Raw genomic sequence first — 21,636 nt, forward strand, 5'->3', positions numbered from 1 at the left:
CGCAATGTTCGAGTGGATTGGCACGCCTGGTGAGACACCCCCTGCGGCCAGTGACGGGCAGGGGCGGGACGTGCCCGGCGTGGGGCAGGCGGGGGTGTCGGCGTCTGTCTGCGTGGCTGGGTCCAACGGCTGGCCTGCGCTGGGAACCATCGCGCCAGGTGATCTCGTCCTGACCTTCGACGCCGGGCTACAACCTGTCGCGGAAATCCTGCGAGAGCCGGCATGGGCCGGGCGCGGCCCATTGCTCCCGTCTCTCTGGCTGGTCGAGATCCCGATCCGCGCCCTCGGCAACCGCGAGGTGATGCATCTGGCCGCCGACCAGCTTGTCCTGATCGAGAGCGACGTGGCCGAGGCCGTGACCGGCGATCCCTTCGCCCTTGTCCCGGCCCGCAGTCTCGGCGATGTGCGCGGCATTCACCGCGTCCCGCCCCAGCCGGGGGACGAGATCATCACGCTGACATTTGCCGAGGAACAGATCGTCTTTGCCGGCGGAGGTGCGATGCTTCAGTGCCCCGCCGCTACCTCCGATCTGCTGGAGGCCCCGCCGAGTGCTCCGAGCGCTCGGGGCTATCCCAGACTTTCGGCGCAGGACGCGCGAGAAGTGGCGATACAGATGGATGAGGCCGCGCCTCAGGCGCGATCTGCGGGGCTGCCCGGCATCAATTCATAAGGAGACTTCCAGCCCGGCAGCGCCTCGATCCGAGAAAGCCAGCGATCGATCGCGGGCCAATCGGCGCGCTCGAAGCCGAAGGGCTCAGGATAAAAGAGATAGCCGCAGCAGGTGAAATCAGCATTGCTCGGCCCATCGCCGACGATCCAGTCGCGCGCGTCCAGATGCGCGTCGAGCGTCGCATAGGCGCCCTTGAGCCGCACCTGGATGAATCCGATCACGTCGGGGTTTCGCTTGTCCTCGGGGGCAAAATTCATCAAGAACCGCGCCACGCCGGCCTGACTGCTGAGCTTGTGATTGTCCCACAGCACCCAGCGCAGGATTTCCTGCGCCTCAGCGGCATTGGAGCCACCGAACTTCCCCGTCTTTTCCGACAGGTGCATCTGGATGATGCCCGATTGCGTCAGCACCTTGTCACCATCGACCAGGACCGGCACCTCGCTCATGGGGTTGATCTGGCGAAACTCCGCTCCGCGCGTCTCGCCGCCGAAAAAGTCGACCTTGACCGGCTCCCAGTCGAGGCCGCCAAGTTCGAGCGGGAGCGCAACCTTGTAGGAGTGGCCGCTCTCGCCCATGCAGTAGAGTTTCAATGTCATGCCGATCCTTCCTTTGCCGCGCGTGTGACGGAGTGTCTGCCACGAGAATTCGCGGAACGGTGAACCACAGCGCGCGCGCTTTCCTCATTTCGGACATAGTTTACCCAAAGGCGTAGCGCTATTTCTTGCGCGCTTCCAGTTCGGAATTGAAAAGGCGCAAACGGTGCCCGAACGTGTCCTCATTGATGACGCTGTCGAAATTCTCGAAGAGAAACGACAGCGCCTCGCCCTCATCCAGCCCCGCCTCCTGCGAGAGGCGGCGCAGGCGGCGATAACCGTCCTCGGTCATCGCCACGTTGAAGCGACGGGTCATGCGGAAACGTTTTGGCATCGGCGGCTCCTTGGTGGCTGGCCTGCAAGGGTGGGGCAGGGCGCGCAGAGCGCCGTGCGTCACCATAAACCGCCAACATGTCGCGCGTCACCCCCCGGCGCAGGCGATCATTCGGCCGCGTGCGCGGATCCGTCTCGCTCGGCCAGCATACGCGCAACCCAGTCGATCTGGACGCGCAGCTCGTCAATGGCTCCGTCGAGCTCGTCGCGCTGTCGGATCATGTCCTCCAGCCGCTCGGCGGCCAGTTCCTGCGTGCGCAGCATCTGGCTGTATTGCTGGTCTCCGGCGTCATAGAGGTCCAGCAGCTGTCGGATCTGTTCGAGCGAGAAGCCAAAGCGTTTGCCGCGCAGGATCAGCTTGAGCCGCGCGCGGTCGCGCTTGGTGAAAAGGCGTTTCTGGCCCTGACGGATCGGCGCCAGAAGTTCTTTGGCTTCGTAAAATCGGAGTGTGCGCGGGGTCACATCATAACTGTCGCACATCTCGCGGATGGTCATTGTCTCGCTTGACATGGGGTACCTGGCTGTCTTGTTTCTCTTTGGGGCCGAGATAAGCCACCATGCGGCAGATGCAACATCTGCCTTCGGCGGGTGCCTGCGAACGTTACGTCACTTTTACGTGTTCCCGGCCCGTTTCGGGGGCTTGCGTGTCGGCTGCGGCGGGCCAATAACGGGGCATGAATCCTCGTTTTTCCCTCAAGGTCAAGTGCCTGCCCGGCGGCCTGCTCGAATGAACGGCGCCGCCGCCATCCGGCTCACGCATCGGCGTGTGCTGCGCATCGCGTGGCCCATTGTGTTGTCGAATGCGACGGTGCCGCTGCTTGGGATCGTAGATACCGGAGTCATCGGTCAGCTGGGCGCCGCCGCGCCCATCGGGGCGGTGGGCATCGGTGCGGTGATCCTGACGGCGATCTACTGGCTTTTCGGTTTCCTGCGGATGGGCACCAGTGGCCTGACCGCACAGGCGCGTGGGGCGAATGACCGCGCAGAGGTGGCGGCGATGCTGACGCGCGCGCTGCTGATCGGGGGCGCGGGCGGCGCGCTGATCCTGCTGTTGCATGTGCCGCTCTTTGCGGGGGCCTTTGCCATCGCGCCCGCCAGCCCCGAGGTCGAGAGCCTGGCGCAGGACTACATGGGCATCCGCGTCTGGAGCGCGCCCGCCATGATCGCCCTCTTCGGGATGACCGGCTGGCTGATCGCGATGGAGCGGACGGGGGCCGTCCTGATCATCCAGCTGGTGATGAATGGCCTCAACATCGTGCTGAACCTGTGGTTCGTGCTGGGCCTCGGCTGGGGCGTGGCGGGCGTGGCATGGTCCAGCTTCGTGGCCGAATGGACGGGCCTGATTGTGGCTTTCCTGCTGTGCCGCGACGCGTTCCGGGTGCCGGACTGGCGCAACTGGCCGCTGGTTTTCGACGCGGGCCGCCTGAAGCGGATGGCCTCGGTCAATACCGACATCCTTTTACGCTCGGCCATGCTGGAGGTTGTGATGCTGTCCTTCGTCTTTCTGGGCAGCGATTTGGGGGATGTGACGCTGGCCGCCAATCAGGTGCTGGTGCAGTTCCTGCATGTCAGCAGCTATGTCATGGACGGTTTCGCCTTTGCCGCCGAGGCGCTGGTGGGGCAGGCGGTGGGGGCCAAAGCGCGCGGCGCCGTGCGGCGCGCATCGATCCTGACGGGTGAATGGGGGCTGGGCGCGGGCGTGCTTCTGGCACTTTCTTTCGCGGTCTTTGGCGGTGCGGCAATCGACGCGCTGGCTACGGATGAGGCGGTGCGCGCTGCGGGGCGCACCTATCTGCCCTGGATGGTGGCGGCGCCCATATTCGGGGCGGCGGCATGGATGCTGGACGGGATCTTTATCGGGGCCACGCGCACGCGCGACATGCGCGACATGATGGCGCTGTCGCTGCTGGTCTACGGCGCGTCCCTCGTGGCACTGGTGCCGCTTTTCGGCAATCACGGCCTCTGGATGGGGCTGCTGGTCAGCTATGTTGTGCGCGGCGTCACGTTGGGCGTGCGTTATCCGGCGCTGGAGCGCGCGGCAGGCTAGTCGCTGGTCCGCAGGCGCGACCTTTGGACCAGCCAGATCGTGAGCAGCGGCAGCGCGACGGTCAGAACACCGGCGACGATCAGCAGCATCCCCAACTGGCTGTAATCGGCGGGCACCGTGACGGCACCCGTCTCGCTATCCGTCACCTCGCGCGTGACGAGGAAGATCTGGTTGAGATACTTCGTCGCCAGCGACGAGGCCGAGAGGGCGAGGTTGGTGAAGGAGGCCATCACCGCAAAGAAGGTCGCCTTGAGATGGCTGGGCGCGTTGCGCGCGATCCAGGCCAGCATCGGGATGAGGGCGATCTGGCTCAACGGGCTTTCGGCGGCAGTATCCAGCACGGCGATGAAACGGGCATCGACGATGCCCCATGTCAGCGGCGCGGTGATGTTCTGGATGCCGTAGTAGAGCCCAATATTCGGTAGGGCGAGGATGCCCGCGATAATCGTCAGGGTGAGATAAACGCGTGTCAGCCGACGCTCGGCCATGTAGGGGCGCAGCACCAGCATCGCGGCCAGCGTCAGCAGCGCGGCGATCATGCCCAGCACCGACAGGAACTGCGCGTCGAAACCCAGCCCGTCGATCACGAACCATGTCGCACCGGGGCCGGGCAGGGGCACCGCGCGAAAGACGAAGACAATCAGCGCGGTTCCGACCAGCATCCGCGCCTGCGACTGGCTGAGCGCCTGAACAAGCTGGCGCATGAGGAAGATCACGATGGTCATCGACCCGGCAAAGACGATCTCCTGCGCGAAGGGCACCTTCAGCAAGCCAACCCCGAGCGAAAGCGCGACAAAGGCGCCGCCGCCGATGAAATACCACGGGTTCACCTTGGTTGGCGGGCCGGGCCGCTCCTCCAGATGGGCGGTCTCCTGGCCGTGCGCTCGGGCAACCCTGATCGCGCGGCCCCGCTGCCAGGCGGCCAGCATCACGCCCGAAACCGAGATGGCGGGCACGATCATCGCGATGGCATAGATGCGGGCATAGCTTTCGGCCTTCATCGCTTGCGGCAGATCCTCGACCCCGTTGAAGACCGTGATGTTGATGGCCGAGACGATCAGCGTTCCGCCAATGAGCGCGACCCGGCCCAGCGTCTGCATTGTGGTGTGCAGGGCGCGCGACGTCTCTTCGTCCAGTGGCGCGCCGGCCTCGTCCACCACCGGCACCGCCTCGACCGACATGGCGTCGGCCACCGCGTCCTGCAGGACCAGCCCGCAAGGCATCAGCAGGGTCGCGCCGACGAACCACGCTTCGATCGGCATGAGCGCGGCGAGCGTGTCCGGCGTAGAGACCAGAAGATACATGGTCCCGAGGCTGCAGGCGACCAGCGCGGCGCCCAGCCAGACCAGCCATGCTTTCCACCGCCAGATGATGTCTACCAGGTGCCCCAGCGGCATTTTGAGCGCCCAAGGCAGCCCCGCCCAGAACGCGAGACCGGCAAGAAAGGCTGCAGATAGCCCAAGGTATTCCTTGACGAAAAAAGTGCCGACAATGCCCGTGATCGTCGAGATCCCGTAGGCGAGGTAGACCATCAGCGGTGGCAGATAGGACCAGCGCATCTGCCGCGCGAGATCAAAGACGGTAGCGTCGATCCATCTGGCGACGGGGCCGATCATCCATGCCTCATGGCGCGAGCAAGGTCAGCACCGCCTCGGGCGGACGTCCCATGACGGCGCGGTCCCCGGTCATGGCGAGGGGCCGCTCGATCAGGATCGGATGCGCGGCCATCGCGGCAAAGAGGGCATCCTCGGGGCTGTCCTTGGTCAGTCCGGCCTCCTTGAACGCGGCCTCACCTCTGCGCATCATGGCAATGACCGGCCCGCCAAGCAGGGCATGCACGGCACGCAATTCTGCCTCGCTGGGGGCGTCTTTCAGGTAGAGCCTGACGGCGACATCCGCGCGACCCTGCAGCAGCGCCAGTGCGGCGCGCGATTTCGAGCAGCGCGGATTGTGCCAGAGCGTGATCATAGCCATTCCTCCCGTCCCGTGCCCACGGCCTCGGAGACGTTGCCGAACCCATCGGCCTCCAAGAGCCGGTCCAGCCCCATCACGATGCGGGGCACGAGGCCAAGCCCCTCATAGACCAGCGCCGAGTATAGCTGCACTGCGGACGCACCCGCGCGGATCTTGGCATAAGCCTGCTCGGCGGACCCGACGCCGCCAACTCCGATCAGCGGCATCCGCCCTTCGGTCAGTTGCGACAGCCGCGCCAGAACGCGGGTCGACCGCTCGAAGAGCGGCGCGCCCGACAGTCCGCCCCTCTCGTCCCGATGGGCGCTGCTCAGGCCACTGCGATCCAGGGTCGTGTTGGTGGCGATGATCCCGGCCAGCCCGGCGCGCTGCGCGACCTCTGCGATCTCGGCCAGCGCGGCATCGTCCAGGTCCGGCGCGATCTTGAGGAAGACCGGTATGGGGCGTTCCAGCCAGGCGCGCGCCTCCATCACCCCGGCCAGAAGCGCGCTCAGCGCCGCGCCGCCCTGCAGGTCGCGCAGCTTCTCGGTATTTGGACTCGACACGTTGACCGTGGCAAAATCCAGATGCCGCCCGCAATGGGCCAGCACGCGGGCAAAATCTTCGGCCCGGTCGTCGCTATCCTTGTTGGCACCGAGGTTGAGACCGATGATGGCCCCCTCAGGCCGCTGCGCCAGTCGCGTGGCCACTGCCTCCATACCTTGGTTGTTGAAGCCGAAACGATTGATCACCGCCCGGTCTTCGGGCAGGCGGAAAAGGCGGGGGCGCGTATTGCCGGGCTGGGGGCGCGGCGTGACAGCGCCGACCTCGATCATGCCGAAGCCCGCGCGCGCCAAGGGCGCCAACGCCTCGGCATTCTTGTCGAACCCCGCTGCCAGCCCCACCGGATTGTCCAGCCGCAGCGCCGCCACCTCGCACGCAAGGCGCGGCGATGTCACCCGCCCCGGCAGCGGCACGAGCCCCGAGCGCAGCGCCTTCAGCGCCATCCCATGCGCGCGCTCGGGATCGAACCGGCGCAAGAGGCCGAGGCCGATCCGCTCGACCGCGCTCATTGCGCGCCCGCCGGAAATTGATGAACGCCACCCTTCAGCGGCAGGGGCTGCGCCCAGGCCACGTCGGACAGCTGCAGATCCCGGTAGAGATGCGGGAAGAGCGCGCCGCCGCGCGACGGCTCCCATTCCAGGGCGCCCTCCAGCCGGTCCGTTTCGATGCCTAGCAGGAACAGGCCCTCTTCGCCGGCAAAATGCTTGGCCGCCGTTTCGGCTGCCTGCTCGGGCGTCGAGAGGTGCACATAGCCATCGACTACATCCACCGGCGCGCCCGCGCTGGTGCCGTTGCGGCGCAGCGCCGCCCATTCATCAGCCCGGAAAATCTTGTAAACTATCATGGCTCCCTGATGCCGCGCGCCGCAGGTACCGTCAAGCGTCTCAGCAACGGGCAGGGCACCGCCCTCCGACTTCATCCTGGCGAAAATACTCAAGCCAGGCCCGCCCCGTGCGCGGGCTTTGCTTATACGCGCTGATGCGCCATACCTTTTGCACCGATCCAGCAGGGGCTGCTTTATGAGCGAGGTCAAATCGCAATACGAGGCCTATCCTTATCCGGCCCGCGATCCGGCGGATGAGGCGAAAAGGTTGATCACCGGCTCGCCGTCGCACCCGCTAGAGATCGACCATTTCCTCTTTTCTGGCGCGCGGGACTGGTCGCGGCCGTTGCGCGTGCTTGTGGCAGGCGGCGGTACTGGCGATGGGCTGATCCAGTTGGCGCAAATGATGGCGCAAATGCAAAGGCCGTGCGACATCACCTATGTTGATCTCAGCACCGCCTCGCGCCGCATCGCCGAGGCGCGGGCCGAGGCGCGCGGGTTGGGCGGCATACGCTTTGTCACCGGCTCTCTGCTGGACGCGGCGGATTTGGGCCGCTTCGACTATATCGACTGCTGCGGCGTCCTGCATCATCTCCCCGATCCGGCGGCAGGCTTTGCCGCGCTGCGTGCGGCGCTTGCGCCCGAGGCGACCGAGGCCGGCGGTGGACTCGGTTTCATGGTCTATGCACCGCACGGGCGCGCGGGCGTCTATCCGCTACAGGCGGCCTTCGGCGCACTATTCCGAGGTCTGGAGCCCGAGGTGCGCCTGAAGGCTGCGCGTAATATCGTGGCGGCGCTGCCTGCTGGGCATCCTTTCGTGCGTAATCCCAACCTGGGGGATCACAAGGACAGCGATGCGGGGTTTTACGATCTTCTCCTTCATGCGCAGGACCGTGCGTTCAGCGTGACGGACCTTCTGGACGTGCTGGAGCAAAGCGGCTGGAGCCTCGGTGGCTTCACCATGCATGCGCTTTACGATCTGGCGCGCATAGCGCCTGTGCCCAAGCATCTGGGGCCGCAGCAGCGAATGGCCGTGGCCGAACAGCTGCGCGGCACGATCAAGACCCATGTCGCCTATGCCGTGCCCAAGGGGGCTCGCCATGCGCCGCCTAATGGGCAGAACCGCGCAGCCATCCCGCATCTCAAGGGCGTTCAGGCCGGCGCGCTGGCGCAGGCCATTGCGCGCGGGGCCGCGCCGAAGCTGAACTTCGCAGGCATTGACGCCACGCTCGACCTGCCCAAAGAGGCCGCGCCGCTGATCGCCGGTATCGACGGGCGGCGCAGCATCGCGCAGATCGCTTCAGCGGCCGGTATGGATCCGATCCGCGCAGGCGGGATATGGGCCAAGCTGCATAAGGAGTTGGGCGATTGGGGTCTGCTCCTCTATTCGCGGGCGCTGATCTGATGCCGTTCAGTCGCCGTCAAAGGCGACGAGCGTACGCACATCCATTCCCATCGCTTCGAGGCGCTTGCGCCCGCCAAGGTCGGGCAGGTCCACGATGAAGGTGCAGGCCGCGATGCGCGCGCCCAACCGCTCGATCAGGGCGACCCCGGCCTCCGCCGTGCCACCGGTAGCCAGCAGGTCATCGACGATCAGCACTGTCTCACCCGCCTCAATGGCGTCCTCGTGCAGCTCGAACGTGGCCGTGCCGTATTCCAGCGCATAATCCTGCGTCAGAACCGCGCCGGGCAGCTTGCCCGCCTTGCGCACTGCCACGAACCCGGCGTTCAGATGACAGGCCACGGCGCCCCCCATGATAAAGCCGCGCGCCTCCAGTCCTACGACCTTGTCGATGCCCTTGCTCTCCCAAGGCGCGGCCATCTGCGCCACGGCGCTGCGCAGTCCGGCGGGATCGGCAAGAAGGGTGGTCACATCACGAAACATGATCCCCGGCTTCGGAAAGTCGGGGATGGTGCGGATCAACGCGCGTAGGGATGGCTCGGAAATGGTCTGTCTCCTTTTCAGGTGGTGCTGCGCCGCAGGAACGCGGTGGCCAGCCCCATCGCGATCAGGGCGCCGCCGCCCGCGCGGGTCAGCCACGCGATCACTCCGGGCCGGGCGACGCGTGCGCGCATTTGGTCTGCCAAGAGCGCATAGGCCAACGCGTTTAGCGCTGCTAGCCCTACAAAGGTACCGATCAGGATGGCGAATTGCGGTGCAAGGGATGCGTTCAGCGTTACGAATTGCGGCACGAACGCGATAAAGAAGGCGATGGATTTGGGGTTGAGCGCGGTGACGGCGGCGGCATGCCAAAAGACGCCGCGCCCGGTGACGTCACCGCCCCTCGGCAAGGTCAGCCCGGCGTTTGGCGCGCTGCGGATCAGCTTGACGCCGAGCCAGACCAAGTAGACCGCCCCGATCCATTTCAGCGCGGTAAAAAGCGTGGCCGATGCCAGCACCAGCGCGCCGAGGCCCATCAGCGAGGCTGTCATCGCCACCAGATCTCCCAAGGCAACCCCGCCCGCCGAAGCCAGCGCAACGCCGCGCCCCTTGCTGAGCGCGTAGCTGAGAACCAGCAGGACCGTCGGGCCGGGGATCAGCAAGAGCGCGGTAGAGGCGGCGACGAAGGCAAGCCAGAGGTCCAGGGGCATCAGTGGCACTCCATGCAGGATCGGCGGATCAGTCCGCCTGCCTATTCAGCACACGGCCCGCCACCGCGTCCAGCCTTTCCAGCATGGCGGGGTCCCGCGCCTCGGGTGCGGTCAGAATCGCATATTCCAGCGCGCGGTCGCAGCCATGCGGGCAGGGCGCTGCCTCGGTGTGCAAATGGGACGGCAGGGCGACCAACATGTCCTTGGCGCGCGCGGCATTGCCCATCAAGGTCGCGATGATCGCGGTCACATCGACCTCGCCATGATCCGGATGCCAGCTGTCGTAATCGGTGATCATGGCCACGCTCGCGTAGCAAAGCTCGGCCTCGCGGGCGAGTTTGGCCTCGGGCATGCCGGTCATGCCGATCACGTCGCACCCCCACTTCTCGCGGTAGAGCTTGCTCTCGGCCAAAGTCGAGAATTGCGGACCTTCCATGGCGAGGTAGGTGCCGCCGCGATGCACGCGGCTGCCCGTCGCCTCCGCCGCATCGGCACAGGCGGCGCCAAGGCGCGCGCAGGTCGGATAGGCAACGCTGACATGGGCGACGCAGCCGGGGCCGAAGAAGGATTTCTCGCGTGCGAATGTCCGGTCGATATACTGGTCGAGGATTACGAAATCGCCCGGCGCCATATCCTCGCGGAAAGATCCGCAGGCCGAGGCGCTGACCACATCGGTCACGCCCAACCGCTTGAGCGCGTCGATATTGGCACGATAGGGCACCGAGGCGGGGGTGTGGACATGACCGCGCCCGTGCCGCGGCAGGAAGGCCATGGGCACCCCTGCCAGCGTTCCGGTCAGGATGCGATCCGAGGGCGCACCGAAGGGCGTCTGGACCTCGCGCCATTCGGCGCCCTCCAGTCTTTCCATATCATAGACGCCCGAGCCGCCGATCACACCGATCATTCTCTTCGCCATCCGTGACTCCTTTCGCCGATTTCCCGCTGGGTTTAGGCTCGGTTGCCGCGAAAGAAAAGCGGGCAGAGAGTGCGGCGTTTTTGCCTGAGCCCGGCCTGGCCCATGTGATTTAAGTGTTTCTAAACAGGATTGGTGTCAAATCGGGTGTAGCCAAGAAATCAAAGGAGGAGTAAGGGGGCCACTCGCCCGAAAAGACGCTTATCGACAGGACACACGCCTTGAGAACCTCGCTGGCCGCCTTTGCCAAGACCATCACGATGCCCGATCTGCGCGTGATGCAGGACGAAACCTTCAGCGCCGCGCGTCTGCGGATCGAGCTGCTGTCAGGCCTGACCGTAGCGCTGGCGCTGGTGCCCGAGGCGGTCGCGTTCGCCTTTGTCGCGGGTGTGCATCCGCTTGTAGGTCTGTATGCGGCGTTCCTTGTGGGGCTTGTCACGGCGATTCTGGGCGGCCGACCGGGCATGATCTCGGGCGCAACGGGCGCGCTTGCGGTGGTCATGGTAGCGCTGGTGGCGCAGCATGGGGTGGAATACCTGTTCGCAACCGTGGTGCTGATGGGTATTCTCCAGATGACGGCAGGCGTTATGCGATGGGGCAAGTTCATCCGGCTCGTGCCACATCCCGTCATGCTGGGTTTCGTCAACGGCCTCGCTATCGTGATTTTCCTCGCGCAGCTGGGGCAGTTCAAGGTGCCGGGCACCATGGAGAACACCGGGCATGGCATGGGCGGTGGAGTCTGGCTTAGCGGTCAGCCGTTGCTGATCATGCTGGCACTCGTCGCGCTGACAATGGGGATCATCTACATCATGCCGCGCATCACGCGGATTATTCCGGCGCCGCTGGCCGGAATCGGTGTTGTCGCGGCGCTTGTCATTTCCTTTGGCCTCGACGTGCCGCGCGTCGGCGATCTGGCGTCGATCAAGGGCGGTTTGCCATCCTTTCATATCCCGATGGTTCCGCTCAACCTCGAGACGCTGGAAATCATTCTGCCCTACGCGATCATCCTCGCTGCGATCGGCCTGATCGAAAGCCTGCTCACTCTCAATCTCGTCGGCGAAATGGTAGGCCGCCGGGGCGGCGCCAGCCAGGAATGCATCGCGCAGGGCTTGGCCAACACGCTGACCGGCTTCTTTGGCGGTATGGGCGGCTGCGCGATGATCGGGCAGTCGATGATCAACGTCAAATCGGGTGGGCGCACGCGCATTGCGGGGATCGCAGCGGCGATATTCCTGCTGATCTTCATCCTCTTCGCTGCGCCTTTGATTGAGCAGATCCCGCTCGCTGCGCTGGTCGGTGTCATGTTCATGGTGGTCATCGGCACATTCGCCTGGAACAGCCTGACCATCCTGCGAAAGGTGCCGTTGACCGACGCGATGGTGATCGTCCTCGTGACGGCGGTCACGGTGAAATACGATCTGGCCATCGCGGTGGTCGTTGGTGTCATCGTCTCGGCGCTGGCCTATTCGTGGAACAATGCCAAGCGCATCCATGCGACGACCAAGCTGGACGCAAGCGGCGCTCGCGTCTACAGCATCGAGGGACCGCTATTCTTCGGCTCTGCCGAAGGGTTTGGCGAGCTTTTCGATGTCGAGGGTGATCCGGACACCGTGATCGTCGATTTCGATCAGAGCCGGGTGGTAGACCAATCGGCCTTGCAGGCCATCGAGGGGCTGGCGGGCAAGTATCAGGCCGCAGGCAAGACCCTGCAGCTGCGCCATCTCAGCCGCGATTGCCACCGCCTTCTGACCAAGGCCGGGCATCTGATGATCGACAGCGATGATGATCCTGAATACCAGATCGCGGTAAACTACGATGTGCGTACCGGCGTGCTGGGCGCTGGCCACTAGACTCTGCGGGCATAGCCTGCGGAATTGTGGCCTGCGGCATGTCATGCTAGCCAAGCGCCATGAACCAGATGGAGCGGCGCGGCGGTGGAACTCAGGCCCGAGACGGAGGCGGACTGGTGGGAGGTCGAGGCCCTGCTGGACCTGTGCTTTGCGCCCGGCCGCGAGGCGCTATCCTCCTACCGTCTGCGTGAGGGTATTCCGCCCGTTCCCGGCCTCAGCACAGTGGCCCGCGACGAGGCAGGCATCCTCGCCGGGGCGATCCGGTACTGGCCCGTGCGTATCGGCGATGCACCTGCGCTGCTCTTGGGGCCGATTGCGGTGCACCCGACCCATCAGGGCGAGGGGCTGGGCGCCTATCTCATGCGCGGCTCGCTGGCCGAAGCGCGCGAGCAGGGCTGGGACCGGGTGATGCTGGTGGGCGATGCGCCCTATTACGGGCGCTTCGGTTTTGCCCGGCTGGGCCGTGTGGAAATGCCGCCGCCGACCAACCCCGACCGCGTGCTGGGCCTGGATCTGGCGCCGGGGGCCTGGGATGGCGTCGCCGGCAAAGTGACACGCGCCGCTTGAAACCGGCGCCAGATGCGCCGATCTATAAGCGATGATGGATTTGCTAGACCCCCCGATCGACAAGGCTGCCGTCGCGGCACGGCTGGATGTGCTGGTGCAAAGGCACCGGCGGGCCGGCAATCTGGGCATTCAGGTGCTGAACGTTGTCGGCGGGCGCGCCGAGGCGCTGATCGAGCGTTTACCCGACTCCGTCCAGCAGCGTCTGGAAGGCGGCACCGCTCAAGCGTTGGAAATGGCGATGGGCGCGGCCCACCGCTCGCGCGGAATGGTTGGGACTCAGCCTGGCTGGCTGAGCCGTGCGGTCACCACCGCAATGGGAGCGGCGGGCGGTTTTGGCGGGCTCCCCAGCGCGATGGCCGAATTGCCGATCACCACGACGATCCTTCTGCGCTCCATTCAGGACGTGGCGGGCGAACACGGCTTCGATCCGGCGGAAGAGGGCGTGCGCTATGACTGTGTGCAGGTCTTTGCCGCGGCAGGCCCGCTGGATCATGACGATGGTGCCGATCTGGCGTTTCTCACGACACGCGTCGCGGTCACGGGCAAGGCGATGCAGGCGCTGATTTCCAAGGTGGCGCCGCGCCTCAGCGTCGTTCTGGGGCAAAAGCTGGCGGCGCAGACGGTGCCCGTGCTGGGCGCCGCGGCCGGGGCCGCGACGAATTACGCCTTTACCAGCTATTACCAGCAGATGGCGCATGTCCATTTCGGGCTGCGTCGCCTCGCGATCGAGGCGGATATCCCTCATGCCGAGCTTTTGGAGCAGTTCCGGGCGCGCATCGCCGCTACCCCGGCGCGGCGTTAGAGTTTTTCCCGGAGATAGTCCATGACCGAGGCGCGCACCGATTGCTCTCCGCGCCGCCCGGCGGCGTCGATAACGCTGCGCAACTCGTCCAGATCTGTGCGCCGCAGGATCGATTTCACCGGCCCGATCGAGGCCGGGCGCATCGAGAGGCTGCGCAGGCCGATGGCGGCAAGGCAAGAGGCCTCGACAGGGCGGCCCGCATCCTCGCCGCAGAAGCTGAGCGGGGTATCGGTGGCGATGCAGCGTTCTACGATACCCTGCAGGAAGGTCAGGAAGCTGACATTCAGCGTGTCGTAACGGCGCCGCACGCGTTCGTTCTCGCGGTCGGCGGCGAAAAAGAACTGCTTGAGATCGTTGCCACCGATCGAGAGGAAATCGACGCTGCGGTAGAATTGGTCAGGTGCATAGGCGAGGCTGGGCGTCTCCAGCATCGCGCCCAGTCTCAGCGTCTCGGGCAGAGGATGGCCAAGGATGCGCTCGCGCTCCACCGCCTTGTCCATCTCGGCGCGGCCCGCGTCGAACTCTTCGCGCTGGGCGACGAAGGGAAACATCACCGTCAGGGGACGTCCTTTGGCGCCGCGGATGAGCGCCTGAAGCTGCATCCGCATGACGCCCGGCTTGTCGAGGCCGACACGGATCGCGCGCCAGCCAAGTGCCGGGTTCGGCTCGTCCGTCGGCTTCATGTAGGGCAGCACCTTGTCCGAGCCGATATCGAGCGTGCGAAACACCACCTCACGGCCCTTGGCGGCGTCCATCACGCGGGCGTAGAGCTCGCTCAACTCGGCGCGTTTGGGCATTTTCGAACGGACGAGGAATTGCAGCTCGGTCCGAAAGAGGCCAACGCCATCGGCGCCCGAGCCTTCGAGGCTGGGTAGATCGGCCATGAGCCCCGCGTTCATGGTCAGCGACAGGGTGCGTCCGCACAGCGTCGTTGCAGGCTTGTCCCTGATCGAGGCGTAACGCTCCTGCGCTTTGGCCTGCATCGCCATCTTGTCGCTGAAGGCGGCGAAAACCGTATCGTCGGGACGTAGATGCGCGATGCCCTGGTCTCCGTCGACGAGGATCGGATCGCCGTTGAGCGCCTCGGTCGTTACGTTCTTGGCATGGATCACCAGCGGAATGGCCAGCGCGCGGGCGACAATAGTGGCGTGGCTGCCGACGGCCCCTTCCTCCAAAACGATGCCCTTGAGGCTGCGGCCATAGTCCAGAAGCTCGGCAGGGCCGATATTCCGCGCTATCAGGATGGGATCGGGCGGCATCTCGGCGCCGGTCTCATTTCCTTGGCCGGTCAGGATGCGCAGCAGGCGATTGCTGAGATCATCGAGATCGTGCAGCCGGTCGCGCAAATAGGCGTCGCCAACCTGGGTCAGCCGGGCGCGGGCGGTCGATTGTTCTTTTTCGACAGCCGCCTCAGCCGAGAGTCCCCGGCCGATATCCTGCTCCATCCGCCGCATCCAGCCCTTGGAATTGGCAAACATGCGATAGGCTTCGAGCACCTCAAGCTGTTCCTTGTCGCCAAAGCGCGCGCTGCTGAGCATACGGTCAACACCGATGCGCAATTCGTCGACGGCCTCGCCGAGGCGTTCCATCTCGCGCACGGGATCCTCGGCGATGAGGTTGGTGACGACCACGCGCGGCTCGTGCAGCCAGACATGGCCGCGGGCCGTGCCTTCCTGCGCGGTGGTGCCGCGAAAAAGGACGGCGTGCTGGTGGCGCGCGGACATCGCCGCGCCTTCGCCGATGAACGCACCAAGCTCGGCCATCTCGGCCAGCACCATGGCGACGACCTCGACGGCATAGACCTCCTCTTCGGAGAAACTGCGGGCATCCTTGGATTGCACCACCAGCACGCCCAGCTTTTCGCCAAGGCGCTGGATCGGCACGCCCATGAAGGACGAATAGGCCTCCTCGCCGGTTTCTGGCATGAAGCGGAACCCACGCGTGCCGGGCGCGTCGTCGGTGTTGATCACCTGACCGGTGCGCGCGACGCGGCCCACCAGACCTTCGCCAAGTTTCATCCGGGTTTCGTGCACGGCAGAGGCGTTGAGCCCCTCGGTCGCGCACAGTTCAAGCGTGTCCTCGTCGCGGAAAAGATAGATCGAGCAGACCTCGGTCCGCATTTCCTCGGCGATCAGATGGGTAATCTGGTCCAGCCGCGCCTGACCTGCAGCATCATCCGCCATGACCGCGCGGAGGCGGCCCAGCATCTGGCGGCTGTCAGTCTGGAAATCCTGGCTCATCAGCCCTTTGCCTATCCGCGTGCCGGTCGCTGGGGGAGGGGTGAGATCGCCTCAGCCCGCCTTGTCCAACTCGAAGGTATCATGCAGTGCCTGCACGGCGAGTTCCATGTATTTCCTGTCGATCAAAACGGAAATCTTGATCTCGGAGGTTGCAATGACCTTGATGTTCACGCCTTCATCCGAAAGCGTCTTGAACATTTTCGCAGCAACGCCCGACTGGCTGCGCATGCCGATCCCGACGGCGGAGACCTTGGCGACATTGGTATCGGCCACCAGGTTGCCATAGTCGATCCGTCCGGCAGCCACCGCGTCCTTCAGCGCCTTTTCGGCGCGCGCCACCTGATCCGTGGGGCAGGAGAAGGTCATGTCGGTGCGGCCCTCCTCGGAAATGTTCTGGATGATCATGTCCACGTTCACGCCAGCATCGCTGAGCGGGCCGAATATGGCAGCGGCGATGCCGGGGCGGTCGGCCACCGACAGAAGGGTCATCTTGGCCTCGTCGCGGGAATAGGCGATGCCGGTCACAACATTGGATTCCATGATTTCCTCCTCGGCGCAGACAAGGGTGCCGGCGTCATCTGATTGTTCCTCAAAGCTGCTGAGCACGCGCAGCTTGACATTATAGCGCATCGCCAGCTCGACCGAGCGGGTCTGCAGCACCTTGGCGCCGAGGCTGGCCAGCTCAAGCATCTCCTCGAAGGCGATGCGGTCCAGCTTGCGCGCCTTGGACGAGATGCGCGGATCGGTGGTATAGACACCGTCCACATCGGTATAGATATCGCAGCGCTCGGCCTTCAGTGCGGCGGCAAACGCGACAGCGGTGGTGTCCGACCCGCCCCGGCCCAGCGTCGTGATTCGGCCCTCGGGGCTGACGCCCTGGAACCCGGCGACGACGGCCACGCGCATGCCCTCAGCGAACTTGGCCATGATGTTATCGGGCGGAATATCTTCGATCCGGGCGGCGCTATGCGCCGAGGTGGTGCGCACCGGCACCTGCCATCCCTGCCAGCTGCGGGCGGGGATCTCCATTTCCTGCAAGGTCAACGCCATGAGGCCTGCGGTGACGTTTTCGCCCGAGCTGACGACCGCATCGTATTCACGCGCGTCATAAAGCGGGGATGTCTCGCCGACCCAGCCAACCAGCTCGTTCGTCTTGCCCGACATGGCACTGACGATGACGATCACGTCATAGCCCTTGGCCACCTCGACGCCCACACGCTTGGCGGCGCGGCGGATACGGTCGAGGTTGGCGACGGAGGACCCGCCGAATTTCATCACGAGAACGGGCATATGAGGCGTCCCTTGGCTGTGTTCGCAGGCGGTTTACGCGGCGGCGCGCCCAAGGGCAAGAGCGCGCGCCTAAAGCGTTTCGCCCTGACCGTGACGCATTCACTCAAGGCGAAACGCGCGCAACGTTGAGATGCTGGGCGCGTTCTTTGAAGTGTAGTGCCGCAGATTTTTTGCGTAACGCATTAGCCCGAAGCCTCGCGCGCCATCTCGCGCAAGGCGGTCATGGCGTCATCGGCGCGATCGGTCGGCACGAAGAGGTGGTCGTGGTAATAGCCAGCCACCGGATTGACGCCCATCCCCAGACCCGCCAGCCGCGTTGTCACGCGGGCGAGGAAGCCGACCGCATCAAGCGCGGAATGCACGTTGAGCGTGATCATGCGGCAGGCAAATACATGCTCTAGCCCGGCGGCCTGCGCATCGGCCTCGGTCACGATGACAGTGGTGCCTTCACCCTCCTGCATGGTCATGCGGGTCGCAAGGCCGGGCGGGACATCGCGGCCCGGCAAGGTGACGAAAACATACGTTTCCGGATCCAGAACCGGCGACATTCCGGCCAAAAGACGTTTGAGGTCGTGCTCGCCGTTCATGAGTTTGCCTTTGAATTTACGCTCTGGCCCAAAGACCATTCCGCGCCTGGCATGTCCAGCGCGGCGGCCTCAATTCACCTTGCGAACGGGACGGAAAGGAAGGGGGAGGATCGGAACCCCATCCTCGACCAGCTTGCGCGCCTCGCCCAGCCGTGCCTCGCCGTGGATCGAGCGGGTGGGGGCATCGCCCTCGTGCATCTGCCGCGCCTGCTTGGCGAAATCGGTGCCGACATATTCGGAATTAGCCTCGATGCGGCGGCGCAGTTCGGCCATCGCCTGCTCTGCCGGGGTGGACGGTGCGGCGAGCGCATGGGCGCGCGGCGCGTCTTCGGCATCGCCCTTGCGGCCGGATCGGACGCTGGGCGCCATGATTGTCTTTTCGACATCCGTGATGCCGCACACCGCGCAACTGACCATGCCGCGCCCCGAGAGCGTGTCAAACGCGTCCGCGGACTGAAACCAGCTGTCAAAGCGGTGGTCTTGCGCGCATTTGAGTGAGAATTTGATCATCATCCAAAGGTCCGTACAATACCCATTTGAAATAGCTGTATTTCGCTGGATATCAAGACGGCATTGACGGCCTCAGTATTTCGCATGCGCCGGATCGAAGTTGCGAATGAGATGGGCCAGGTCGGCCTCATCGACCATCGCGGCCGCCTTTTTGGGACGCAGCCATTTGCGGCGCCGCTCATGAGCCTCGGGATACTCCGTCGCGATTTCATTCACCTTCATCGCATAAAGCATGGTGACACAGGGCAAATCTTCGCCATCCTCAACAGTCTTGCGATAGGAATAGAGGCCAAGGCAGCGGTCATACATGCGCCCGCGCACGCCCGCCTCTTCCCACGCCTCGATGGCGGCAGACTGGGCAGGCGTCTTGCCATCCATGGGCCATCCCTTGGGTACGATCCAGCGCTTGGTACCGCGACTGGTGACCAGCAAAACCTCGGGCTTGCCCCGCACGATGCGGTAGCACAGCGCACCGAATTGGGTGCGCACATCGCTTTTATGCGCATCGTGCAGTTCTATTGGCTCAAGAGCCGTTGGTTTGTTCATAGTCAAGTATCGTCTGCTCTGTCTTGCTGCGCCATTGGGTTCCGAAGCTATGCCTGCTGCGGGATCATCCTTGCGCTTTTGCTCTTGCGTTCACCCAATATATTGCCAACGGTTCTGAAAAACAACCATACGGCATGTGCAGGCGGATCGGCCCGCCCACAAGGGCGGCCCTGCCTCGCTGCGCTCCATACCGTGGGCAAAAGGGACTGAGATGCGCCGAGTTTTCCTGGTTTGCCGCCTTTGCGCGGCCCTATTCATGGCCGTCTGGGCGATGGGCGTCTGCGCTGAGGCGCGCGTCACAGTCTTTGCGGCGGCATCGCTGCAAGGCGTTCTGAGCGACGTGGCCGAGCTCTATCCCGGCCCTGTGGCGGTTTCCGTGGGGGGCAGCGGCATGATCGCCCGGCAAGTTGCCAACGGTGCACCTGCCGATGCGGTAGTCCTCGCCAATACAGATTGGATGGATTGGCTGGAGGATCAGGGATTGGTCGAGGCTGCGCGCCGGACCGCCCTGCTGGGCAATCGGCTGGTGCTGATCGCCCCCACCGCCACGCCTGACCTGGCCGAGGTCAGCGCGGAAAGTCTGCTGGCCCGCCTCGATGGGGGACGGCTTGCGATGGGGCAGACGGGCGGTGTGCCCGCCGGGATCTATGGCCGACAATGGCTGGAGACAGCCGGCCTTTGGGAAGCGATGAGTCCCCATCTGGCCGAGACCGATAATGTGCGCGCCGGGCTGGCGCTGGTCGCGCGGCAGGAAACGCCCCTGGGCGTGGTCTATGCCACCGATGCCGCCGCCGACCCGAGTGTGCAAGTAGTCTATGAGGTGCCGGAGGCGATGCACGACCCCATCATCTATCCTGCCGCCGCGCTGACACCGGGCGGCGCCGCTTTCATCGCTTTTCTGCAAAGCTCCGCCGCGCGCGAGATATTCGCCGCACACGGGTTCACGCTGGCGGCCGCGCCCTGATGCTGGATGCCGCCGCCCGTGACGCGTTGCTTTTGTCGCTGCAAGTGTCGGTTGTCGCTGTGCTGTGTAGCCTACCGCCTGCCATAGCGGTCGCGTGGCTGCTGGCCCGGCGGAGGTTTCCGGGCCATGCGGCGCTGAGCGCACTGGTGCATCTTCCGCTGGTGCTGCCGCCGGTGGTGACCGGCTACCTGCTGCTCCTGACCTTCGGGCGCAGCGGCTGGATTGGCGGGGCGCTGGCCGAGATCGGGATCGTGTTCGCCTTTCGCTGGACCGGGGCGGCGCTGGCGGCTGGCATCATGGGCTTTCCGTTGATGGTTCGCGCGATCCGCCTGTCGATCGAAGCTGTCGATCCGAGCCTCGAAGAGGCGGCGGGAACGCTGGGCGCAGGGCGCTGGGCGGTCTTCTGCCGCGTCACGCTGCCCCTGATCGCGCCGGGTATACTGGCCGGTGCGGTGCTGGGTTTTGCCAAGGCGATGGGGGAATTCGGCGCGACGATCACCTTTGTCGCCAATATTCCGGGCCAAACACAGACGCTGCCCTCGGCCATCTATGCCTTCCTGCAGGTGCCGGGCGGCGAGGGATCGGCGCTGCGGTTGGTGGCGGCGGCGCTGGTGGTCTCCATCGGGGCGGTGATCGCGTCGGAATGGCTGGCGCGACGCATGGCAGCGAGGAGTGCGGCGTGAGTCTGACCGTCGATATCGCGCACCGACTGGGGGACTTCACGCTGGAGGCCAAGTTCGAGGCGGGGCCGGGGATCACGGCCCTTTTCGGGCCATCGGGATCGGGCAAGACCAGTCTGGCCAAGGCGATCGCGGGGCTTCTGACACCCGAGCGGGGGCGAATCGTGCAAGCGGGCGAGACGCTTTTTGACAGCGAAACGCGCGTTTGCCTGCCGGCGGCCCGGCGCCGCGTCGGGACTGTGTTCCAGGACGGACGGCTTTTCCCGCATCTGACCGTCGCGCAGAATATCGCGTTCGGCGCGCGCTATGCCCCGCCCGGTGCGCAGGGGCTGGACGCGAATGTCATCGAGCGGATCCTCGGCATCGGCGCACTGATGGAGCGGAGGCCGGCCAGCCTCTCGGGCGGCGAGAAGCAGCGCGTCGCCATCGCGCGCGCTCTCGGGATGCGCCCGCGTCTCCTGCTGATGGACGAGCCTCTGGCGGCGCTGGACGGACCGCGCAAGGACGAGATCCTGCCCTATCTCGAACGACTGCGGGACAGTGGGGGTCTGCCGATCATCTATATCAGCCACGCACTGGCCGAGATTGCCCGGCTTGCAGACCGCATCGTGGTGCTGAGGGAGGGACGGGTCGTCAGGGTCGGGGAGGTGACGGAGGTCCTGAGCGATCCGGCCATGGTGCCACTGATCGGCGTGCGCGAGGCCGGATCCGTCCTGATTGCACGCGTGACCGAGGCCAACCCGACGGGCCTGAGCCGTCTTGCAATCAGCGGCGGCCAGTTGCGCCTGCCGGGCATTGACGCCGAAGTTGGAAAATCCGTGCGCATCAGGATATTGGCCCAGGATGTTCTTGTGTCCCTGACGCGGCCCGAGGGACTTTCTTCGCGCAATATTCTGCCTGCGGTGGTTGAGGCGGTGCATCGCGGCGAGGGGCCGGGCGTGGCCGTTTCCCTGCGCCTCGGGGAGGATCGTTTGCTGGCACGCATCACCGCCGAGGCGATGGATGAGCTGTGCCTTGTTCCCGGTACCGCCTGTCATGCGGTGCTGAAAGCGACGGCTGTCGCGCGTGCGGACATCGGGGTGAACGGCTAAGGCATGTGAAAATCATACCTAAAT

The 21,636-nt window shown here is 65.1% G+C and carries 24 protein-coding genes; 9 read left to right on the top strand and 15 right to left on the bottom strand.

What is annotated here, in order from left to right; genetic code table 11:
- Nucleotides 1-4: 4 nt before the first annotated feature.
- Nucleotides 5-670, top strand: coding sequence for a Hint domain-containing protein (locus ACEWPM_RS12635; protein WP_393962522.1), 666 nt, complete (start codon nucleotides 5-7; stop codon nucleotides 668-670).
- Here the strand turns inward: ACEWPM_RS12635 and ACEWPM_RS12640 are convergent.
- The 3 genes from ACEWPM_RS12640 to ACEWPM_RS12650 form a co-directional block, all read right to left on the bottom strand.
- Nucleotides 631-1,266 (bottom strand): glutathione S-transferase family protein, encoded by a 636-nt coding sequence (locus ACEWPM_RS12640; RefSeq protein ID WP_393962521.1) that lies wholly within the window; start codon nucleotides 1,264-1,266, stop codon nucleotides 631-633. The two genes, ACEWPM_RS12635 and ACEWPM_RS12640, sit on opposite strands and share 40 nt — an antisense overlap.
- Before the next feature lie 118 nt (nucleotides 1,267-1,384).
- Nucleotides 1,385-1,597 (bottom strand): hypothetical protein, encoded by a 213-nt coding sequence (locus ACEWPM_RS12645; RefSeq protein WP_393962520.1) that lies wholly within the window; start codon nucleotides 1,595-1,597, stop codon nucleotides 1,385-1,387.
- A 107-nt stretch (nucleotides 1,598-1,704) separates the two neighbouring features.
- Nucleotides 1,705-2,106 carry a MerR family transcriptional regulator gene (locus tag ACEWPM_RS12650; RefSeq protein WP_393962519.1) on the bottom strand — a complete coding sequence of 134 codons (402 nt, stop codon included), beginning with the start codon at nucleotides 2,104-2,106 and terminating at the stop codon, nucleotides 1,705-1,707.
- A 217-nt stretch (nucleotides 2,107-2,323) separates the two neighbouring features.
- Here ACEWPM_RS12650 and ACEWPM_RS12655 point away from each other — a divergent pair, with 217 nt between their 5' ends.
- Nucleotides 2,324-3,643, top strand: coding sequence for an MATE family efflux transporter (locus ACEWPM_RS12655; RefSeq protein ID WP_393962518.1), 1,320 nt, complete (start codon nucleotides 2,324-2,326; stop codon nucleotides 3,641-3,643).
- Here ACEWPM_RS12655 and ACEWPM_RS12660 read toward each other — a convergent pair.
- Genes ACEWPM_RS12660 through ACEWPM_RS12675 form a run of 4 tightly spaced genes read right to left on the bottom strand, consistent with a single transcriptional unit; the run spans nucleotide 3,640 to nucleotide 7,001 of the window.
- Nucleotides 3,640-5,259, bottom strand: coding sequence for an MFS transporter (locus ACEWPM_RS12660; RefSeq protein WP_393962517.1), 1,620 nt, complete (start codon nucleotides 5,257-5,259; stop codon nucleotides 3,640-3,642). The two genes, ACEWPM_RS12655 and ACEWPM_RS12660, sit on opposite strands and share 4 nt — an antisense overlap.
- A gap of 7 nt (nucleotides 5,260-5,266) precedes the next feature.
- Complete coding sequence (gene arsC / locus ACEWPM_RS12665; RefSeq protein WP_393962635.1) at nucleotides 5,267-5,611, bottom strand: arsenate reductase (glutaredoxin); 345 nt, start codon at nucleotides 5,609-5,611, stop codon at nucleotides 5,267-5,269.
- Nucleotides 5,608-6,666: a quinone-dependent dihydroorotate dehydrogenase gene (locus ACEWPM_RS12670; protein ID WP_393962516.1), complete on the bottom strand. Its 1,059-nt coding sequence runs from the start codon at nucleotides 6,664-6,666 to the stop codon at nucleotides 5,608-5,610. Before ACEWPM_RS12670 ends, arsC begins: the two co-directional genes overlap by 4 nt.
- The gene (locus ACEWPM_RS12675) at nucleotides 6,663-7,001 is read right to left on the bottom strand and encodes a DUF952 domain-containing protein (protein ID WP_393962515.1); all 339 of its coding nucleotides are present in this window, start codon (nucleotides 6,999-7,001) and stop codon (nucleotides 6,663-6,665) included. Before ACEWPM_RS12675 ends, ACEWPM_RS12670 begins: the two co-directional genes overlap by 4 nt.
- Before the next feature lie 175 nt (nucleotides 7,002-7,176).
- Here ACEWPM_RS12675 and ACEWPM_RS12680 point away from each other — a divergent pair, with 175 nt between their 5' ends.
- Nucleotides 7,177-8,385 carry a class I SAM-dependent methyltransferase gene (locus tag ACEWPM_RS12680; RefSeq protein WP_393962514.1) on the top strand — a complete coding sequence of 403 codons (1,209 nt, stop codon included), beginning with the start codon at nucleotides 7,177-7,179 and terminating at the stop codon, nucleotides 8,383-8,385.
- 6 nt (nucleotides 8,386-8,391) lie between these two features.
- Here ACEWPM_RS12680 and ACEWPM_RS12685 read toward each other — a convergent pair whose 3' ends face one another.
- The 3 genes from ACEWPM_RS12685 to ACEWPM_RS12695 are packed head-to-tail and all read right to left on the bottom strand — an operon-like array spanning nucleotide 8,392 to nucleotide 10,488.
- Nucleotides 8,392-8,928 (bottom strand): adenine phosphoribosyltransferase, encoded by a 537-nt coding sequence (locus ACEWPM_RS12685; protein WP_393962634.1) that lies wholly within the window; start codon nucleotides 8,926-8,928, stop codon nucleotides 8,392-8,394.
- A 14-nt stretch (nucleotides 8,929-8,942) separates the two neighbouring features.
- Nucleotides 8,943-9,572 (bottom strand): LysE family translocator, encoded by a 630-nt coding sequence (locus ACEWPM_RS12690; RefSeq protein ID WP_393962513.1) that lies wholly within the window; start codon nucleotides 9,570-9,572, stop codon nucleotides 8,943-8,945.
- A gap of 28 nt (nucleotides 9,573-9,600) precedes the next feature.
- Complete coding sequence (locus ACEWPM_RS12695) at nucleotides 9,601-10,488, bottom strand: S-methyl-5'-thioadenosine phosphorylase (protein ID WP_393962512.1); 888 nt, start codon at nucleotides 10,486-10,488, stop codon at nucleotides 9,601-9,603.
- 257 nt (nucleotides 10,489-10,745) lie between these two features.
- On the opposite strand from ACEWPM_RS12695, the gene ACEWPM_RS12700 reads away from it, so the two are divergent.
- From ACEWPM_RS12700 to ACEWPM_RS12710, 3 genes are all read left to right on the top strand, one after another.
- Nucleotides 10,746-12,335 carry a SulP family inorganic anion transporter gene (locus ACEWPM_RS12700; protein ID WP_393962633.1) on the top strand — a complete coding sequence of 530 codons (1,590 nt, stop codon included), beginning with the start codon at nucleotides 10,746-10,748 and terminating at the stop codon, nucleotides 12,333-12,335.
- 84 nt (nucleotides 12,336-12,419) lie between these two features.
- A complete protein-coding gene (locus ACEWPM_RS12705; protein ID WP_393962511.1) occupies nucleotides 12,420-12,902 on the top strand; it encodes a GNAT family N-acetyltransferase in 483 nt (160 codons plus the stop codon).
- A 34-nt stretch (nucleotides 12,903-12,936) separates the two neighbouring features.
- Nucleotides 12,937-13,704 carry an EcsC family protein gene (locus ACEWPM_RS12710; RefSeq protein ID WP_393962632.1) on the top strand — a complete coding sequence of 256 codons (768 nt, stop codon included), beginning with the start codon at nucleotides 12,937-12,939 and terminating at the stop codon, nucleotides 13,702-13,704.
- Here the strand turns inward: ACEWPM_RS12710 and ptsP are convergent.
- From ptsP to ACEWPM_RS12735, 5 genes are all read right to left on the bottom strand, one after another.
- Nucleotides 13,701-15,944, bottom strand: a complete 2,244-nt coding sequence (gene ptsP, locus ACEWPM_RS12715) for a phosphoenolpyruvate--protein phosphotransferase (RefSeq protein ID WP_393962510.1) — start codon at nucleotides 15,942-15,944, stop codon at nucleotides 13,701-13,703. The genes ACEWPM_RS12710 and ptsP overlap by 4 nt on opposite strands.
- 51 nt (nucleotides 15,945-15,995) lie before the next feature.
- Nucleotides 15,996-17,234, bottom strand: coding sequence for an aspartate kinase (locus ACEWPM_RS12720; RefSeq protein ID WP_393962509.1), 1,239 nt, complete (start codon nucleotides 17,232-17,234; stop codon nucleotides 15,996-15,998).
- A gap of 182 nt (nucleotides 17,235-17,416) precedes the next feature.
- Nucleotides 17,417-17,821: an ACT domain-containing protein gene (locus tag ACEWPM_RS12725; RefSeq protein ID WP_393962508.1), complete on the bottom strand. Its 405-nt coding sequence runs from the start codon at nucleotides 17,819-17,821 to the stop codon at nucleotides 17,417-17,419.
- Nucleotides 17,822-17,890: 69 nt separating this feature from the next.
- Complete coding sequence (locus ACEWPM_RS12730; RefSeq protein WP_393962631.1) at nucleotides 17,891-18,331, bottom strand: DUF1178 family protein; 441 nt, start codon at nucleotides 18,329-18,331, stop codon at nucleotides 17,891-17,893.
- A gap of 72 nt (nucleotides 18,332-18,403) precedes the next feature.
- Nucleotides 18,404-18,877: an NUDIX hydrolase gene (locus tag ACEWPM_RS12735; RefSeq protein ID WP_393962507.1), complete on the bottom strand. Its 474-nt coding sequence runs from the start codon at nucleotides 18,875-18,877 to the stop codon at nucleotides 18,404-18,406.
- Nucleotides 18,878-19,088: 211 nt separating this feature from the next.
- Between ACEWPM_RS12735 and modA the strand changes: the two genes are divergently transcribed.
- From modA to modC, 3 genes are read left to right on the top strand one after another with little or no spacing between them, the layout of a single operon-like run.
- Nucleotides 19,089-19,841: a molybdate ABC transporter substrate-binding protein gene (modA, locus tag ACEWPM_RS12740; RefSeq protein ID WP_393962506.1), complete on the top strand. Its 753-nt coding sequence runs from the start codon at nucleotides 19,089-19,091 to the stop codon at nucleotides 19,839-19,841.
- Complete coding sequence (gene modB / locus ACEWPM_RS12745; RefSeq protein WP_393962505.1) at nucleotides 19,841-20,524, top strand: molybdate ABC transporter permease subunit; 684 nt, start codon at nucleotides 19,841-19,843, stop codon at nucleotides 20,522-20,524. Before modA ends, modB begins: the two co-directional genes overlap by 1 nt.
- Nucleotides 20,521-21,612, top strand: a complete 1,092-nt coding sequence (gene modC / locus ACEWPM_RS12750) for a molybdenum ABC transporter ATP-binding protein (protein ID WP_393962504.1) — start codon at nucleotides 20,521-20,523, stop codon at nucleotides 21,610-21,612. Before modB ends, modC begins: the two co-directional genes overlap by 4 nt.
- The last annotated feature ends 24 nt before the right edge of the window (nucleotides 21,613-21,636 follow it).

The sequence above is a fragment of the Roseovarius maritimus genome (assembly GCF_043355895.2).
Lineage (GTDB): Bacteria > Pseudomonadota > Alphaproteobacteria > Rhodobacterales > Rhodobacteraceae > Roseovarius > Roseovarius maritimus.

Coding starts and splice junctions, on each gene's coding strand:
- ptsP (WP_393962510.1), bottom strand. CDS start 15,944: ATGAGCCAGGATTTCCAGACTGACAGCCGCCAGATGCTGGGCCGCCTC.
- modA (WP_393962506.1), top strand. CDS start 19,089: ATGCGCCGAGTTTTCCTGGTTTGCCGCCTTTGCGCGGCCCTATTCATG.
- ACEWPM_RS12670 (WP_393962516.1), bottom strand. CDS start 6,666: ATGAGCGCGGTCGAGCGGATCGGCCTCGGCCTCTTGCGCCGGTTCGAT.
- arsC (WP_393962635.1), bottom strand. CDS start 5,611: ATGATCACGCTCTGGCACAATCCGCGCTGCTCGAAATCGCGCGCCGCA.
- ACEWPM_RS12650 (WP_393962519.1), bottom strand. CDS start 2,106: ATGTCAAGCGAGACAATGACCATCCGCGAGATGTGCGACAGTTATGAT.
- ACEWPM_RS12725 (WP_393962508.1), bottom strand. CDS start 17,821: ATGAACGGCGAGCACGACCTCAAACGTCTTTTGGCCGGAATGTCGCCG.
- ACEWPM_RS12695 (WP_393962512.1), bottom strand. CDS start 10,488: ATGGCGAAGAGAATGATCGGTGTGATCGGCGGCTCGGGCGTCTATGAT.
- ACEWPM_RS12655 (WP_393962518.1), top strand. CDS start 2,324: ATGAACGGCGCCGCCGCCATCCGGCTCACGCATCGGCGTGTGCTGCGC.
- ACEWPM_RS12680 (WP_393962514.1), top strand. CDS start 7,177: ATGAGCGAGGTCAAATCGCAATACGAGGCCTATCCTTATCCGGCCCGC.
- ACEWPM_RS12720 (WP_393962509.1), bottom strand. CDS start 17,234: ATGCCCGTTCTCGTGATGAAATTCGGCGGGTCCTCCGTCGCCAACCTC.
- ACEWPM_RS12635 (WP_393962522.1), top strand. CDS start 5: ATGTTCGAGTGGATTGGCACGCCTGGTGAGACACCCCCTGCGGCCAGT.
- ACEWPM_RS12735 (WP_393962507.1), bottom strand. CDS start 18,877: ATGAACAAACCAACGGCTCTTGAGCCAATAGAACTGCACGATGCGCAT.
- ACEWPM_RS12645 (WP_393962520.1), bottom strand. CDS start 1,597: ATGCCAAAACGTTTCCGCATGACCCGTCGCTTCAACGTGGCGATGACC.
- ACEWPM_RS12660 (WP_393962517.1), bottom strand. CDS start 5,259: ATGATCGGCCCCGTCGCCAGATGGATCGACGCTACCGTCTTTGATCTC.
- ACEWPM_RS12700 (WP_393962633.1), top strand. CDS start 10,746: ATGCCCGATCTGCGCGTGATGCAGGACGAAACCTTCAGCGCCGCGCGT.
- modB (WP_393962505.1), top strand. CDS start 19,841: ATGCTGGATGCCGCCGCCCGTGACGCGTTGCTTTTGTCGCTGCAAGTG.
- ACEWPM_RS12640 (WP_393962521.1), bottom strand. CDS start 1,266: ATGACATTGAAACTCTACTGCATGGGCGAGAGCGGCCACTCCTACAAG.
- ACEWPM_RS12675 (WP_393962515.1), bottom strand. CDS start 7,001: ATGATAGTTTACAAGATTTTCCGGGCTGATGAATGGGCGGCGCTGCGC.
- ACEWPM_RS12710 (WP_393962632.1), top strand. CDS start 12,937: ATGGATTTGCTAGACCCCCCGATCGACAAGGCTGCCGTCGCGGCACGG.
- ACEWPM_RS12690 (WP_393962513.1), bottom strand. CDS start 9,572: ATGCCCCTGGACCTCTGGCTTGCCTTCGTCGCCGCCTCTACCGCGCTC.
- ACEWPM_RS12730 (WP_393962631.1), bottom strand. CDS start 18,331: ATGATCAAATTCTCACTCAAATGCGCGCAAGACCACCGCTTTGACAGC.